At 68.6% G+C, this 15,082-nt stretch carries 12 protein-coding genes; 1 reads left to right on the top strand and 11 read right to left on the bottom strand.

The window, feature by feature from the left end; genetic code table 11:
- Positions 1–44 precede the first annotated feature (44 nt).
- The 3 genes from APZ15_RS24740 to APZ15_RS24730 form a co-directional block, all read right to left on the bottom strand.
- The gene (locus APZ15_RS24740; protein WP_027790214.1) at positions 45–818 is read right to left on the bottom strand and encodes a fimbria/pilus periplasmic chaperone; all 774 of its coding nucleotides are present in this window, start codon (positions 816–818) and stop codon (positions 45–47) included.
- 89 nt (positions 819–907) lie between these two features.
- Complete coding sequence (locus APZ15_RS24735) at positions 908–1,456, bottom strand: fimbrial protein (protein WP_027790215.1); 549 nt, start codon at positions 1,454–1,456, stop codon at positions 908–910.
- A gap of 273 nt (positions 1,457–1,729) precedes the next feature.
- Positions 1,730–2,371, bottom strand: a complete 642-nt coding sequence (locus APZ15_RS24730) for a TetR/AcrR family transcriptional regulator (protein WP_027790216.1) — start codon at positions 2,369–2,371, stop codon at positions 1,730–1,732.
- A gap of 144 nt (positions 2,372–2,515) precedes the next feature.
- Here APZ15_RS24730 and APZ15_RS24725 point away from each other — a divergent pair, with 144 nt between their 5' ends.
- On the top strand, positions 2,516–4,039 hold the full coding sequence (locus APZ15_RS24725; RefSeq protein WP_027790217.1) for an MFS transporter: 1,524 nt from the start codon (positions 2,516–2,518) through the stop codon (positions 4,037–4,039).
- Between the two features lie 49 nt (positions 4,040–4,088).
- Here the strand turns inward: APZ15_RS24725 and APZ15_RS24720 are convergent, their stop codons facing one another.
- The 8 genes from APZ15_RS24720 to glcD form a co-directional block, all read right to left on the bottom strand.
- Positions 4,089–4,733, bottom strand: coding sequence for a response regulator (locus APZ15_RS24720; RefSeq protein ID WP_027790218.1), 645 nt, complete (start codon positions 4,731–4,733; stop codon positions 4,089–4,091).
- 29 nt (positions 4,734–4,762) lie between these two features.
- Positions 4,763–6,148: a cache domain-containing protein gene (locus APZ15_RS24715; protein WP_027790219.1), complete on the bottom strand. Its 1,386-nt coding sequence runs from the start codon at positions 6,146–6,148 to the stop codon at positions 4,763–4,765.
- Positions 6,149–6,316: 168 nt separating this feature from the next.
- Positions 6,317–7,879 carry a sensor domain-containing diguanylate cyclase gene (locus tag APZ15_RS24710; protein WP_027790220.1) on the bottom strand — a complete coding sequence of 521 codons (1,563 nt, stop codon included), beginning with the start codon at positions 7,877–7,879 and terminating at the stop codon, positions 6,317–6,319.
- A gap of 563 nt (positions 7,880–8,442) precedes the next feature.
- Positions 8,443–10,617: a malate synthase G gene (locus tag APZ15_RS24705; protein ID WP_027790221.1), complete on the bottom strand. Its 2,175-nt coding sequence runs from the start codon at positions 10,615–10,617 to the stop codon at positions 8,443–8,445.
- Positions 10,618–10,658: 41 nt separating this feature from the next.
- On the bottom strand, positions 10,659–11,063 hold the full coding sequence (locus tag APZ15_RS24700) for a GlcG/HbpS family heme-binding protein (protein WP_027790222.1): 405 nt from the start codon (positions 11,061–11,063) through the stop codon (positions 10,659–10,661).
- Between the two features lie 20 nt (positions 11,064–11,083).
- Positions 11,084–12,304: a glycolate oxidase subunit GlcF gene (glcF, locus tag APZ15_RS24695; protein ID WP_027790223.1), complete on the bottom strand. Its 1,221-nt coding sequence runs from the start codon at positions 12,302–12,304 to the stop codon at positions 11,084–11,086.
- 24 nt (positions 12,305–12,328) lie between these two features.
- Entirely contained in the window at positions 12,329–13,405 is a 1,077-nt protein-coding gene (glcE, locus tag APZ15_RS24690; protein ID WP_027790224.1) for a glycolate oxidase subunit GlcE, read from the bottom strand.
- Positions 13,405–14,904 carry a glycolate oxidase subunit GlcD gene (gene glcD / locus APZ15_RS24685; protein ID WP_027790225.1) on the bottom strand — a complete coding sequence of 500 codons (1,500 nt, stop codon included), beginning with the start codon at positions 14,902–14,904 and terminating at the stop codon, positions 13,405–13,407. The genes glcE and glcD overlap by 1 nt, the downstream gene beginning before the upstream one ends.
- Positions 14,905–15,082 lie beyond the last annotated feature (178 nt).

Below are 15,082 nucleotides of genomic sequence, written 5' to 3'. Positions count from 1 at the left end.
CGCGCTACCCGCGCCTCGCGCAATGGAAGAGAGTCAGTCGCGCATCATCGCGACGGTGCGGCGGTGTCTGACCGCAATGGCGTCTCGCCGATGACCGAGCCGCCGTAGTCGTTCAGCGTCGTGTAACGCACGCTGGCGCCGGCCGAGCCGGGCACATCGCCTTTCAGCGGGAAGGCGCGCGTCTCGCCCGGCCCGACCATGCCGCCATCGTCGAAGATTGCGCTGCGTCCGCCCGACTGCACGCTGATCGTGGTCAGCGACACATGGAACGGCGTCGGGTTGTGCGCCTCGATGGCCGGCTTGCCGTCGGCCTGTGTGAGCCGCCAGGTGAGCTGCGCCGGCGCATCGGCCGATGAACCCGCGAGTTTTTCCGGACGATAGAACAGCTTGATGCGCGAACGGAATGCGAGCTGGATACGGTTCATGTCCGCGTCCGCCGCGCTCGGCTTGGGCGGCACCTCGAGCACGTTGAGCCAGAACACCGACTCGTGATCGTGCGGCATGGGTTCGCCGGTGTAGACGATGCGCAGCGTCTGCGATTTGGACGGATCGATCCGCGAGATCGGCGGCGTGACGGTGAAGGGCACCTTGGTCGTGGACGGCGCGCCGCGCACGTCACCTGTATCGACCCACGACTGCACGAGCGCGGGCGACTGGCCGGCGTTCGACAGCTTGAGCGTGACCTCGGATTCGCTCGCGGCATAGATTACGCGCGTGCCACCGATCACCACCGATGCATCGGCGGGCGTTGCCAGGTTGCCGAGCCATGCGGCGCATGCGGTGGCGATCGCGCGCCGGAGTGTATTTCGAAGCTTCATGATGGAGATCGATGCAGGTAGCGAGCACGAGGGGCGGTGCGACGTCGTGCCGCTCCGCCCGATCTTGCTATGTATAACTAAGTGATTGGTTACTGATAAACGAGCGAGTACATCACGCTCGACGTCGCCGCGCCTGCCGTTGCAGCGCCGGTTGCGAAGTACTGCGCGTAGTAGTTCAGCGTGGCGGTGCCGGTCGAGCTGATTGCGACTGACTTCGAGTTTTGCGAGGCGTCAGCTGCGCCGATCTTGATAGGCGAATAGGTGCCGTCGCCGTTCAGCAGCTGGATCTCGACGTTGGTCGCGCCGCCGGCGGCCAGGATCAGGTTGCCGGTGGCGGTGTCGACCGTCGGGCCCGGTTCGAAGTAGGTGTGGACGTTGCCCGACGCCGGCGTGCAGGCCGTCAGCGCGATGTTGAAGGGCGTGCGGTTGGCCCACTGGCCTGCGGCGGCCAGCGCGCTGGTCGCCACCGATTGCAGCGGCACATTGAAGTTGTTCGAGCCGCTGCCGTTGCCGTTGATCGTGCAGGTTTGCGCGGTAACGCTGCCGTTGAACGTGATTGTGCCGTCGGCTGCGGATGCGATTTGCGACGCAGTGGCTGCAGCCACGAACAACACGGCGGTGATGAGTTTGGTTTGCATGTTTTGGTTTCAGAAAGAATCGATCTGGATGGTGATACGACGCCGACGCGATATCCGTTGACAGCGCGACGCGACATCCAACGGCGACCCGAAAAGGCATCACACGGCCGAATATTATGTTTTCGGCTTGGTTACACTTGGACAGAACGAATCCTACTGGCGTCAACAATTCGTAAGATGAACAATTGTCACTTTGCGATGGCACCAATGAAAAATGCCGTTCAGCGTGACTGAACGGCATTCGCCTTCGGGTGCCTGATGCGTTGCCGTGCGTCAGGTGCCGACGCCGAGCATCCGCAGGCAATCGTCGACCACCGCGTCGACGAACGCGGTGCGATCCGTTTCCGGCGCCGCGATGATGTGGTCGGTCGCGCCGTGCACGCCCGCATAGATCAGCAGCGCGGTGACCTGTGGGTGCGCGAGCCGCCAGGTGCCGGCCCGTGCGCCGCCGTCGAGAATCTCGCCGAGCTGTTCGAGGATCGCGTTCTTGTCGGCATTCGCGCGATCGTGGTGATGGTGATTCGCGTAGACGATGTCGTGCGTGCGGTAGGTCGCCGCGTAGGTTTCGATGTTGGTGCGGATCCACGCGCGCAGGCGCGCGAGCCAGTCGTCGGCGTCGCACGCGTCCACGGCGTGCTGCAAACGGTCGAGGAACGACGCCGTGTAGCGCTGCGCGAGCGCGGCGAGCATGTCGGATTTCGATTCGAAGTAGTGGTAGAACGTGCCCTTCGCCACCTGCGCGTGCTCGACGATCTCGCTGATGGTCGTCGCTTCCACGCCCTGCGCGAGGAACAGCCTCTCGGCCGCGGCCATCAGCTCCTCGAGGCGCACTTCCGCCGGCTTTGTGCGCGGCAGCTTGCCCGCCGGCGCGTCGTCCTTTCCTGTCGTGATTCCTGCCTTTGTCCTGTCCGTCATCGCGCGGCTCGACGCCCGTTCGTGCAAAGCCCGCAGTTTAGGCCAGCGCCCCGTTCACGGCCAACGCAATCCATTGACCGACGGTCAGTCGGTATATATGATGCGAATCATTCTCATCTTCGTGCCCGTGAAGGGCCGACCGCCATGCCTCGCTACCGTCGCGCCGCACTCGTCCTGGCCGCCTGTCTCGGCACCTTTCTCGCCACGCTCGACATCAGCATCGTCAACGTCGCGTTGCCGACGCTGCAGACGGCGCTCGATACCGACATCGGTGGCCTTCAGTGGGTCGTCAACGCGTACGCGCTCGCGTTGTCGGCGTTCATGCTGTCGGCCGGCCCGCTCGGCGATCGCTACGGACACAAGCGCGTGTGGCTCGCCAGCGTGGTTCTGTTCACGGCCGGGTCGGTGGTCTGCGCATGCGCGAGCCGGCTCGAGCCGCTGTTGATCGGGCGCGCGATCCAGGGGCTCGCCGGCGCGTTGCTGATACCGGGCGCGATGCCGATCCTCACGCATGCGTTTCCCGATGCGCGCGAGCGCGCCCGCGCGATCGGCGGATGGTCCGCGTTCAGCGCACTCGCGCTGATCCTCGGGCCGCTGGTGGGGGGGCTGCTCGTCGAGCATGGCGGATGGCAGGACATCTTCCTCGTCAACGTGCCGATCGGCATCGTGACCGTGCTGCTCGGCGCGTGGGGCATTCCGGAGCGCCGGCATCCGCAGCACGCGGCGTTCGATCCGCTCGGCCAGGCGCTGAGCGTGGCCTGGCTCGGGTTGCTCACGTACGGGCTGATCGGCATCGGCGAAGCCGGCGCGTCGCACGTGAAGGTGCTCGCGCCGCTCGCGGGCGCCGCGGTGGCGTTCGTCGTGTTCGTGCGTGTCGAAACGCGCGTCGAGCGGCCGCTGCTGCCGGTCTGGCTGTTTCGCGACCGGCGACTGGTGCGCGCCAATCTCGCGTCGTTCGTGCTCGGGTTCTCGGGGTACAGCAGCCTGTTCTTCCTGTCGCTGTTCCTGCAGCAGGCGCAGGGCCGCACGCCCGCCGCCGCCGGCTGGCAACTGATGCCGCAGTTCGTGATGACGGCGATCACGTCGATGCTGTTCGGGCGCATCGCGGCGCGCATTCCGTTGCACGCGCTGATGGTGGCCGGGTATGGCCTGGTCGGCGCGATGCTCGCGGTCATGGCGGGCTTCGGTGCGGGAACGCCGTATGTGCCCGTCGGCATCGCGCTGGCGGTGCTCGGGGTCGGCATGGGGCTCGCGGTGCCCGCGACCGGCATGACCGTGATGGAACTCGCGCCGGCCGAGCGTGCGGGCATGGCGTCGGCGACGATGAACGCGTTGCGCCAGACGGGGATGAGCATGGGCATCGCGGTGCTCGGCAGCATGATGAGCGTCGGTGCGCTGCACCGGATGACGGCCGCGATGCAAGCGGCCGGCAGCGCGCAAGCGGATACGCTGGCGCGGCAGGCGGTGATGGAGCATGTGTTTGCAGCGGGACAGCCGGCGCTGCTTGGCGCGTATCGGGATGCGATGGCGCACGGTTTTTCGATCGCGGTCCTGTGTTCCGGAATCCTCAGTGTGGGTGTTGCTGTGATGCTGATGATGCGGCGTGAAACGAAGAAGCAATCGGGGGGCGCGACGGCGGCGTGTATGACGTCTTCACGGTCGGATTGATATGCCTTGCCGGCCGGCCGAGCCTTTTGCAGCAGATCGCGGCGCCGACCTACCTTCGCCGATGCTCGACCGCGAACTTGATCAGCTCGGCCTGCCCCTCGATCTCCAGCTTGCGCTTCAGGTTGAGCCGGTGCGTCTCGACCGTGCGCACCGACAGCCCTGTCTGCTGCGCGATCTGCTTGCTCGACAGCCCTTCAGCCAGCGCGTCGAGGATGTCGCGTTCGCGCGGCGTGAGCCGGTCGAGCGGCGACGCGGTCGTGCTCGCGTGGATCATCCGCGCGGCGAGCCCTTCGCTGAAGAACGTCTGGCCCGCCAGCACCGTGCCGATCGCGCGCACGATCTCGCTCGCGGGCGAATCCTTCAGCAGGTAGCCGCTCGCGCCGGCACGCACGGCCTGCGTCACGTATTCGACGTTGTCGTGCATCGACAGCATCAGCACGCGGATGCCCGGAAAGCGTTCGTGAAACACGCCCGCGAGCGTGATGCCGTTCATGCCGTTCATGCCGATGTCCATCAGCGCGAGATCGGGTTCGAGCGACGCGGCGAGCGCGAGCGCCTCGTCGGCGTTGCCGGCTTCGCCGACCACGGACAGGTCGGCCGCTTCGAGCCGCATCCGCAAGCCGTCGCGCACGAGCGGGTGATCGTCGACGAGCAGCAGTCGGGCGACGGGCCGGGCGGTGTCGGGGGCGCTCATGCGTGAAAGGTCTCCTGTGATGGGGCGCGTCATGACGCGGCGCCTGGCAGCGGCACGCGCGCGGCGACGATCGTGTGGCCGACCTGCGACGTGATCGTCAGCGTGCCGCCGAGCGCGTCGAGGCGCTCGCGCATGTTGCGCAGGCCGATGCCGTGGCGCACGTCGGCCTGCGAGCGTTCGGCGTCGAAGCCGCAGCCGTTGTCGGCGATGGTCAGCGTGACGGATTGCGCACCGACGTCGAGCGTGACGGCCGCGCGCGACGCCCGCGCATGATGCACGATGTTGCTCAACGCTTCCTGCGCGATCCGGAACAGCGCGGTGTTGACCGCCGCGGGCAGCGGCCGGGCGCCGCTGTGCGCGACCTGCGTGTAACCGATGTCGATGCCGCTTTCGGCGCCGAGCTCGCGCACCAGCTGCTCGAGCGCCGCCGCGAGGCCGAGATCGTCGAGCATCGCGGGGCGCAGCGCATGCGAGATGCGCCGCACTTCACGCAGCGTGTCGCCGAGCCGCACGACGCCCGATGTCAGCGCCTGCTCGGCCTCGGGCATGCGCGCGGTGCCGCGTTCGAAGCGCGCGAGCGCGGATTCGAGCATCAGCTTCGCCGATACCATCATCTGGCTGATCCCGTCATGCAGCTCGCGTGACAGCCGCGCCCGCTCCTGCTCCTGCGATTCGACGACGCGCTGCGCAAGCAGCTTGAGCTTCGCGTCGGCGCTGCGCGACTCGCTGACGTTCAGCACCAGCGCGCACACGGCGATCGCGGCGGCACCCGTGAGCGCGATCGCGGTGAGCCAGCTCATCGTGCGCTCGATGTTCGCGGACGCGCGCGCGTCGATGCGCTGCAGCGCGGTGTCGACATCGTCGAGATAGATGCCGGTGCCGACCATCCAGCCCCAGCGTTCGAGCGCGATGACGTAGCCCAGCTTCGGCGCGACGCGGCCCGTCGACGGCCGCTGCCACGCGTAGCGCACATAGCCGCCGCCGCTCGACGCCGCGCCGATCAGCTTCTGGATCGTCAGCGCGCCCTGCGGGTCGCGCATCGACCAGTAGTTGTGGCCGACCCGCTCGGGCTCGCGCGGATGCATCAGGGAATTGCCGTGCAGGTCGTACACGAAGAAGTAACCGTCCGGGCCGAAATCCATCTTCTGCAGCATCGCGAGCGCCTGCGTACGCAGCAGCGCGTCGTCGCGCGCGTTGCGGCCGCTCGCGTCGTAGAGCGGCATGATCGCGCTCGTCGCGAGCTCGACGTAGTGCTTGAGCTCGACCTCCTTGCTCGACATGTACGCGGCCTGGATCGTCGCGTGCTGCGTGCGCGCGAGGGACGTCGCCTGCTGGCGCACGCCGAAACCGATGCCGGCGATCGCGAGCAGGAACGGCACGATGGCCAGAAGGAAGATCTTTGCCTTGAGTCTCATGGTGGTGCGAAGCGGCCGCGCACCCGCGCGGGCCGGCCGGGCCAGGCAGCCGCGCGGCGGCGTGTCGAGGCGACATTGTCGGCGATTTTGCGCGCGGGCGGCGACAGTGGCCGGCCAGCTGCCCTGCCGTCGCCCGGCGGCGGCCCGGTCAGGCCCGGTCAGGCCCGGTCAGGCCCGCCGCGCCGCGAGGCCGCCGGAGGGGGCCGCGTGCACGACGATGCGGTTGCGCCCGCCTTCCTTCGCGCGATACAGCGCGTCGTCGGCCAGCTTCAGCGCGGCCTGCATGTCGTCGTCGTGTTCCGGATAGCTCGTCGTCACGCCGATGCTCACCGTCAGGCGGCCGGTTGCCCCGGCGTCGTGACGGATGCCGAGATCGAGGATGCCGGTGCGGATCGTCTCGGCGATCGACGCCGCGCCGTCCGTATCGACGTCGGGCAGCACGACGACGAACTCCTCGCCGCCGTAGCGCGCCGCGTAATCGGCCGGGCGGCGCAGGCAGCCGGCGATGCAGTGGCCGACCGCGGCGAGCGCGTCGTCGCCGGCCTGGTGCCCTTGGGTGTCGTTGTAGCGCTTGAAGTAGTCGACGTCGATGAACAGCAGCGACAGCGCGTGCTGCGAGCGCGCGGCCCGGCGCCATTCGCGTGCGAGCGTGACGTCGAGCATGCGGCGGTTGTCGAGGCCCGTGAGGCCGTCGGTGCGCGCGAGCGCCTGCAGTTCGGTTTCCGCGCGGTGGCGCTTGCGCAGCTGCACGTCGAGCAGCAGCGACAGGCCGACGAAGCCGATCGCGAGCGCAACCATCGCCGAGCCGATCGGAATCGCACGGTCGTACCACGCGGCGTAGGTATCCGCTTCCGAGCGCGCGACCATGATGATGAGCGGCAGGTGCTCGAGATGCCGGAACACGTAGAGGCGGCGCACGCCGTCGATCGACGCGGTATCGGCGAAGCTGCCTTCGTTGGCGGTCATGAACCGCCGGAACGTGCTGGCGTGGCTGATGTCGCGGCCGACGATCTTCGGGTCGTACGGCTCGCGCGCGACCATCTTGCCGTCGGTGTTGATCAGCGCGATCGAGCCGCGATCGCCGAGCGACAGCCGCGAGAACAGGTTCTGGAAATATTCGAGCCGGATCGACATCACGGCGACGCCGCCGAACGAGCCGTCGGGCCCCGTGATCCGCCGGCTGAGCGCGATGCTCGGCGAGCCGCCGCGCAAGCGCGAATGATACGGGGGGCTGACGTACAGGCCGACGTCGGGATGGTCGCGGTGCGTCGTGAAGTACGGCTCGTTGCCGAAGTTGGCCTTGCGCGGCACGTCGCTCTTGCCGTCGACCGCGATGTCGCCCTTCGCGTCGAGCACATAGATGCCGCCGAGGTACTTGGCCGTCGTCGCACGGTCGAACAGCACCTGGCGGCGCAGCGGCATCGGCAGCTTGACGACATCCGGGTCGTTCTCGCCTTCGACGACGGCCTGCAGCGACAGCGAATAGATCTCGATGTTGCGCTCGATGTCCCACGACGCCATCAGCGCGAGATTCTGCTGCATCGAGATCGAGCGGTCGCGCGCGTCGATGCGGCCTTCGTACAGCACGATCCCGCACAGGGACAGCAGGAGCAGCGCGATCAGCAGCCCGGTATAGAAGATCAGGTGCGGCAGCAGGAACCGGCGCAGATGTGCGGCGACACGGCTCGTCAGGCCGGATTCGCTGGGCACTGCGTAATCGGTTTCTGCCATGGTCCGTGGATCGATGGGCATTGCCGCCGGGCGGCGGGCCGATGCGATTGTTCGTATGACGTGGCGGCGGCGATCCGCCACGCGTCCATTCGACGCCTTCCTGCCGGCCGGCGAGAAAATGGACACTGATTACCGGGAATCGCGGCCAGATATACCGGTAAATCGAGCATTTACTGGTGACATCTACGCCGATTCAACGATCCGAGGAATCGGGCAGTGCGAATTCAACGGAGTATAACGCGCGCGTTCCCGCGCGCGGAAAATGTTGCGGGCCGTTGATCCGGATCAAATTTCAGTGAATTCCCGGGCTTGCGAATATCCGGCAAAGCGTTCCAGCGCAAGGCTGTACGGCATGAGCGGCGAAACCGCGGTACACGGCCGCCGATTCCCATCGGGTTAACGGCAGGCGAGCGAAAAAAATGAAGGCGTCGATATGCGCCGATTATTCGTTTCAGCAGCCGGGCGAACGCGAAAATGAAAACGGGCGGCCGTTGCGGCCGCCCGTTTCGTGAAGCCCGGCGTACGGGCTGCCGGCACGCCGGAAACCCGCGGCACGGCCGTGCTTATCCGCCGTGCTGTTGCGCCTTGAACGCGAGCCGGAACCGGTGCAGCAGCGGCTCGGTATAACCGCTCGGCTGCGACGTGCCCTGCAGCGCGAGCGCGCACGCGGCCTTGAACGCGGTCGACTGGTCGTAGCCGGGCGCCATCGGGCGATAGTTCGGGTCGCCGGCGTTCTGCTGGTCGACGACGCGCGCCATCCGCTTGAACACGTCGAGCACGAATGCCTCGGTGATCACGCCGTGGCGCAGCCAGTTCGCGATGTGCTGGCTCGAAATGCGCAGCGTCGCGCGGTCTTCCATCAGGCCGACGTCGTGGATGTCCGGCACCTTCGAGCAGCCGACGCCCTGTTCGACCCAGCGCACGACGTAGCCGAGGATGCCCTGCGCGTTGTTCTCGACTTCGCTCAGGATCTCGGCTTCGCTCCACGCGGCGCGCTCGACGACCGGCACGGTCAGCAGCCCTTCGAGCAGCGTGTCGCGTTCGCTCGCGTACGGCGTCTTCTCGAGTTCCTGCTGGACGGCCTGCACGTCGACGAGGTGGTAGTGCAGCGCGTGCAGCGTCGCGGCGGTCGGCGACGGCACCCACGCGGTGTTCGCGCCGGCGCGCGGATGCGCGATCTTCTGCTCGAGCATCGCGTGCATCAGGTCGGGCATCGCCCACATGCCCTTGCCGATCTGCGCGCGGCCGCGCAGGCCGGCCGACAGGCCCGCGAGCACGTTGTTCCGCTCGTACGACTGGATCCACGCCGACGATTTCATGTCGCCCTTGCGGATCATCGGGCCCGCTTCCATCGCGGTGTGCATCTCGTCGCCGGTGCGGTCGAGGAAGCCGGTGTTGATGAACGCGACGCGCGCGGCGGCGGCGGCGATACATGCGGCGAGGTTCACGCTGGTGCGGCGCTCCTCGTCCATGATGCCCATCTTCAGCGTGTTGCGCGGCAGGTTGTACAGATCCTCGATGCGCGCGAACAGCGTATCGGCGAATGCGACTTCGACCGGGCCGTGCATCTTCGGCTTCACGATGTAGATCGAGCCGGTGCGCGAGTTGCGCTTCGCCTTCAGGTCGTGCAGCGAGCACAGCACCGTGACGACGCCGTCGAGGATCCCTTCCGGAATCTCGTTGCCGTCGCGGTCGAGCACCGCGCCGTTGGTCATCAGGTGGCCGACGTTGCGTACGAACAGCAGCGAGCGGCCGTGCAGCGACAGCGTGCCGCCGTCGGGCGTCGTGTACTCGCGGTCGGCGTTCAGGCGGCGCGTGAAGGTCTTGCCGCCCTTCGCGACTTCCTCGACCAGCGTGCCCTGCATCAGGCCGAGCCAGTTGCGGTAGAGCTGGACCTTGTCGTCGGCGTCCACCGCCGCGACCGAATCCTCGCAGTCGATGATCGTGCTGACCGCGGCTTCGAGCACGACGTCCTTCACGTTCGCGAGATCGGCGCGGCCGATCGGCGTCGATGCGTCGATCTGGATCTCGATGTGCAGGCCGTTGTGCTTCAGCAGGATCGCGGACGGCGCGTCGGCCGCGCCCTGGTAGCCGACGAACTGCGCCGGCTGCGCGAGGCCCACGATCCCCTTGGCGGTTTCGACGGCGAGCTGGCCGTCCTGCACGCGGTAGCGCAGCGCGTCGCGGTGCGAGCCGCCCGCGAGCGGCGCCGCGTTGTCGAGCACGTTGCGCGCGTAGTCGATCACGCGCTGGCCGCGCGTCGGGTTGTAGGCCGTGGTGCGTTCGGCGCCGCCGTCTTCAGGCAGTGCGTCGGTGCCGTACAGCGCGTCGTACAGGCTGCCCCAGCGAGCGTTCGCGGCGTTCAGCGCATAACGCGCGTTCGACAGCGGCACGACGAGCTGCGGGCCGGCCTGCGTCGCGATCTCGCTGTCGACGTTCGCGGTGGCTGCCGCGACGTTCGACGGGACCGGCACGAGGTAGCCGATTTGTTCGAGGAATGCGCGATACACGGCGTGGTCGCGCACCGGGCCGGGGTGCGCGCGGTGCCAGGTGTCGAGTTCCTGCTGCAGGCGGTCGCGTTCCGCGAGCAGCTCGCGGTTGCGCGGCGCCAGGTCGTGCACCAGGGCCGAGAAACCGCTCCAGAACGCGGCCTTGTCGATGCCGGTGCCCGGCAACGCTTCGTTTTCAATGAACTGGCTAAGCGCTGGCGCGACTTGCAGTCCTGCTTGGTCGATCATCGTTAATCCTCCCGGGGAAAAATCGCGCGCGGCTTGGCTGGTCATACCGCGACGCTTTGTGTGCCGGCGCGGGCAATCTGCGCGTCCTGTTCGGACTTTACGCCAGACACGCCGATCGCGCCCGCGATCCGGCCGCCGACCGTGACCGGCACGCCGCCTTCGAGCAACCCCGTCAGCGGCGCGCTGAGAAACGCGGTGCGGCCGCCGTTGATCATATCCTCATACGCCTTCGTCTCGCGCCGGCCGAGCGCCGCCGCCCGCGCCTTGTCCTGCGCGATACAGGCGCTGGCCGGCGATGCGCCGTCCAGGCGTGCAAACGCGAGCAGGTGGCCGCCGTCGTCGACGACGGCGATCGACACGGCCCAGCCGTGGCGTTCCGCTTCCGCACGGGCGGCGGCGAGCATGCGGTCGGCATCGGCCAGTTCGAGTTCGGGTTTCGTCTGCATGGAGATCCTCCGGAATCAGGTCAGTTGACGAGTCGGTTGTCGACGAGCTCGATCCAGTGGCGCACGGGCGTGCGGCCCGCGCCGTTCAGGTGAGTCTGGCAGCCGACGTTGGCCGTGACAATCAGGTCCGGCCGCGCGGCTTCAAGCGCATCGAGCTTGTTGTCGCGCAGCGTCGTCGCGAGTTCGGGCTGCGTCAGCGAATACGTGCCGGCCGAGCCGCAGCACAGATGGCCGTCGGCGACATTCGTCAGATCGAAGCCGAGCCGCGTCAGGATGCTTTCCACCGCGCCGCCGAGCCGTTGCGCGTGCTGCAGCGTGCACGGGCAATGAACCGCGACGCGGCGCGGCGTCGACTCGGCCAGCGCGTCGAGCGGCTCGGCCGCGATCACTTCCGCGAGGTCGCGCGCGAGCGCGCTGACGCGCCGCGCTTTCTCCGCGTAGACGGGGTCGGAGCGCAGCAGGTCGCCGTATTCCTTCACGAACGCGCCGCAGCCGCTTGCCGTCAGCACGATCGCTTCCGCGCCCGCTTCGATCGCGGGCCACCATGCGTCGATGTTGCGGCGTGCGCGGGCGAGGCCGGCATCCTGCGCGTTCAGGTGATATTCGGTCGCGCCGCAGCAGCCGGCCTCGCGCGCCGGGCTCACGCTGATGCCGAGCCGGTCGAGCACGCGCGCGGCGGCCGCATTGGTGTTCGGCGACAGCGACGGCTGCACGCAGCCCTCGAGCATCAGCACGCGCCGCGCGTGGCGCACGGGCGGGCGCGGCGCGGCCGCGGGCACGGCGGCCGGGATCTTGTCCCGCAGCGTGCCCGGCAGCAGCGGGCGCAGCGCGCGGCCGGCCTTCAGCAACGCGGCGAACGTCGCCGGGCGCGGCACGACGTGCCGCAGCCCCGCGCGCAGCAGGCGCTCGCGCGTGGGCCGCTGCGCACGTTTTTCGGCTTCCGCGCGGCCGATGTCGAGCAGCGTGTGATAGCGCACGCCGGACGGGCAGGTCGTCTCGCAGTTGCGGCACGTCAGGCAGCGGTCGAGATGCCGCTGCGTGCGTTCGCCGCACGGCTCGCCTTCGAGCAGCTGCTTGATCAGGTAGATGCGCCCGCGCGGCCCGTCGAGCTCGTTGCCGAGCACCTGGTAGGTCGGGCAGGTCGCGTTGCAGAAGCCGCAGTGCACGCACGCGCGCAGGATCGCTTCCGCTTCGTCGGCCCGGGCGAGGGCCTTGCTTGCTTCGCTGAGATTGGTTTGCATCGGCGGGTCGGGATCGGGTTCGCGTCAGAAATCGGCGTACAGGCGGCCGGGATTGAAAATCGCATGCGGGTCGAGCTGTGCCTTGAGCTGGCGGTGCACGCGCAGCAGCGCGGGCGGCAGCGGCTGGAACGGCTCGCGCGTCGTGCCCGGCGTGAAGCAGGTCGCGTGCCCGCCCCATTGCGCGGCGAGCCGTTGCACATCGGCCGGTGCGGCGTCGCTTTTCAGCCAGCGCTGTGCGCCGCCCCAGTCGGCCAGCAGCGCGCCGGGCAGGGCGTCGAGCGGCGCGGCGGCCGGCACCGACACGCGCCACAGCGGGCGCGGGTCGTCGAAGAACGGCAGCGCAAGGTCGCGCAGCCGTGCCCAGAACGCATCGTCATGGTCGTCCATGCAGTCGCCGCCGATCGTGTCGCGCGCGGCCTTCACCGAGCCCTCGCCGCCTTCGATCCGCACGCGCAGCACGCCGTCCGCGTGGCAGGCGCCCGCGAGCGGCAGCCCCGCGCGCCGCCATGCGGCGACGCGCTGCACGGCTTCGTCCACCGCGAGCGGCAACGCGAGATCGCACGTCGCACGGGGCTTCGGCAGCACCTTCAGCGACACCTCGGTCACGACGCCGAGACAGCCGAAGCTGCCCGCGAGCAACCGCGACACGTCGTAGCCCGCGACGTTCTTCATCACCTCGCCGCCGAAGCGCAGGTGTTTCGCGTGGCCGGTGATCACGCGGCAGCCGAGCACGAAGTCGCGTACCGCGCCGGCCCACGGGCGGCGCGGGCCCGACAGCGCCGCCGCGACCATGCCGCCGACCGTGGCCGCGCCGCCGAACGACGGCGGCTCGCACGGCAGCATCTGGCCGGCCGAATCGAGCATCGCTTCGAGGTCGGCGAGCGGCGTGCCCGCGCGCGCGGTGACGACGAGTTCGGTCGGGTCATAGGACACGACGCCGCGATGCGTGCGCACGTCGAGCGTGCGGCCTTCGACTGGGCGCCCGAGGAACGTCTTGGTGCCGGCGCCGCGAATGTGCAGCGGCTGGCGGTCGTGGATCGCCGCGTCGACCTGGGCGACGAGTGCCGCGCTGTCGTCGATCGATTCGATTTCGCGTCGCATCAGAAACGCTCCAGTTCGGGAAACGGCAGCTTGCCGTGATGGACGTGCATCGCGCCGAATTCGGCGCAGCGGTGCAGCGTCGGGATGTTCTTGCCGGGATTGAGCAGGCCCTGCGGATCGAACGCGGCCTTCACCGCGTGGAAGAACGTGATTTCGTCGGCGTTGAACTGCACGCACATCTGGTTGATCTTCTCGCGCCCGACGCCGTGCTCGCCGGTGATGCTGCCGCCCGCCGCGACGCACAGCTCGAGGATCTTTCCACCCAGCGCTTCCGCGCGGTCGAGTTCGCCGGGGCGGTTCGCGTCGAACAGGATCAGCGGGTGCATGTTGCCGTCGCCCGCGTGGAACACGTTCGCGACCGGCAGCCCGTATTCGACGGACAGCGCGGCGATTCCTTCGAGTACGCGCGGCAGCTCGCGGCGCGGGATCGTGCCGTCCATGCAGTAGTAGTCGGGTGACATGCGGCCGACCGCGGGGAACGCGTTCTTGCGACCGGCCCAGAAGCGTTGGCGCTCCGCCTCGTCGCGCGCGACGCGGATCTCCGATGCACCGGCATCGCGCAGCAGCGTGGCGACGCGTTCGGCATCTTCGTCGACGTCGGCGGGCGAGCCGTCGAGTTCGCACAGCAGGATCGCCTGTGCGTCGACCGGATAGCCCGCGTGGATGAAATCCTCGGCCGCGCGGATCGCGAGGTTGTCCATCATCTCGAGGCCGCCGGGGATCACGCCCGCGCCGATGATCCGCGCGACGGCGGCACCGGCTTCGGCGACGTCGTCGAAGCTCGCCATCAGCACCTTCACGCTCGGCGGCTTCGGCAGCAGCTTCACGGTCACTTCGGTGACGATGCCGAGCATCCCTTCCGAGCCGGTGAACAATGCGAGCAGGTCGAAGCCGGGGGCGTCGAGCGCGTCGGTGCCGAGCGTGAGCGTATCGCCGTCGATCGTCAGGATCTCGACCTTCAGGATGTTGTGCACCGTGAGCCCGTATTTCAGGCAGTGCACGCCGCCCGCGTTTTCGGCGACGTTGCCGCCGATCGAGCACGCGATCTGCGACGACGGATCGGGCGCGTAGTAGAGGCCGTGCGGTGCGGCTGCCTGCGAGATCGCGAGGTTGCGCACGCCGGGCTGCACGCGCGCGACGCCGGCATCGGGGTCGATGTCGAGAATCCGGTTGAACTTCGCCATCACGAGCAGGAGGCCCTTTTCGAGCGGCATCGCGCCGCCCGACAGCCCGGTTCCCGCGCCGCGCGCGACCACCGGCACGCCGAGCGCGGCGGCGACGCGCAGCACCGCGCGCACCTGCTCGACCGTGTCGGGCAGCACGACCGCGAGCGGTACCGTGCGATAGGCGGCGAGGCCGTCGCATTCGAACGGCTTGAGCGCTTCGCGCTCGTGCAGCACGTCGAGGCCGGGCGCCGCCGCGTGCAGTGCGGCGACGAGTGTGTCGCGGCCGACGGTCGCCAGCGGGCCGTCGATCCGTTCGTCGTAGGTGAAACTCATCGTGTGTCTCCGTCTCCACTCTCTTCGCCATGCGGGCGGCCGCGGGATACGCGCCGCGCCGGATGGACGGCATTCTTGGCGGCCGGCCGGTGCGTGTCCATACGTCGCGGGCGTGGTCATACCAGTTTTTCGAGGCGCGCCGTGAAGCCGGGGTGGGTCTTGACGTAAAAGCCAGTCA

The organism is Burkholderia cepacia ATCC 25416 (assembly GCF_001411495.1).
Classification (GTDB): Bacteria; Pseudomonadota; Gammaproteobacteria; order Burkholderiales; family Burkholderiaceae; genus Burkholderia; species Burkholderia cepacia.
Note: the sequence above shows the minus strand (reverse complement) of the source record. Positions and strands in the feature narration are given on the sequence as shown.

Bases quoted from the DNA above. Each gene is read 5' to 3' on its own strand.
- APZ15_RS24740 (WP_027790214.1), bottom strand. From the start codon at position 818: ATGAAGCTTCGAAATACACTCCGGCGCGCGATCGCCACCGCATGCGCC.
- glcF (WP_027790223.1), bottom strand. From the start codon at position 12,304: ATGCAAACCAATCTCAGCGAAGCAAGCAAGGCCCTCGCCCGGGCCGAC.
- APZ15_RS24710 (WP_027790220.1), bottom strand. From the start codon at position 7,879: ATGGCAGAAACCGATTACGCAGTGCCCAGCGAATCCGGCCTGACGAGC.
- APZ15_RS24700 (WP_027790222.1), bottom strand. From the start codon at position 11,063: ATGCAGACGAAACCCGAACTCGAACTGGCCGATGCCGACCGCATGCTC.
- APZ15_RS24735 (WP_027790215.1), bottom strand. From the start codon at position 1,456: ATGCAAACCAAACTCATCACCGCCGTGTTGTTCGTGGCTGCAGCCACT.
- APZ15_RS24720 (WP_027790218.1), bottom strand. From the start codon at position 4,733: ATGAGCGCCCCCGACACCGCCCGGCCCGTCGCCCGACTGCTGCTCGTC.
- glcD (WP_027790225.1), bottom strand. From the start codon at position 14,904: ATGAGTTTCACCTACGACGAACGGATCGACGGCCCGCTGGCGACCGTC.
- APZ15_RS24705 (WP_027790221.1), bottom strand. From the start codon at position 10,617: ATGATCGACCAAGCAGGACTGCAAGTCGCGCCAGCGCTTAGCCAGTTC.
- APZ15_RS24725 (WP_027790217.1), top strand. From the start codon at position 2,516: ATGCCTCGCTACCGTCGCGCCGCACTCGTCCTGGCCGCCTGTCTCGGC.
- APZ15_RS24730 (WP_027790216.1), bottom strand. From the start codon at position 2,371: ATGACGGACAGGACAAAGGCAGGAATCACGACAGGAAAGGACGACGCG.
- glcE (WP_027790224.1), bottom strand. From the start codon at position 13,405: ATGCGACGCGAAATCGAATCGATCGACGACAGCGCGGCACTCGTCGCC.
- APZ15_RS24715 (WP_027790219.1), bottom strand. From the start codon at position 6,148: ATGAGACTCAAGGCAAAGATCTTCCTTCTGGCCATCGTGCCGTTCCTG.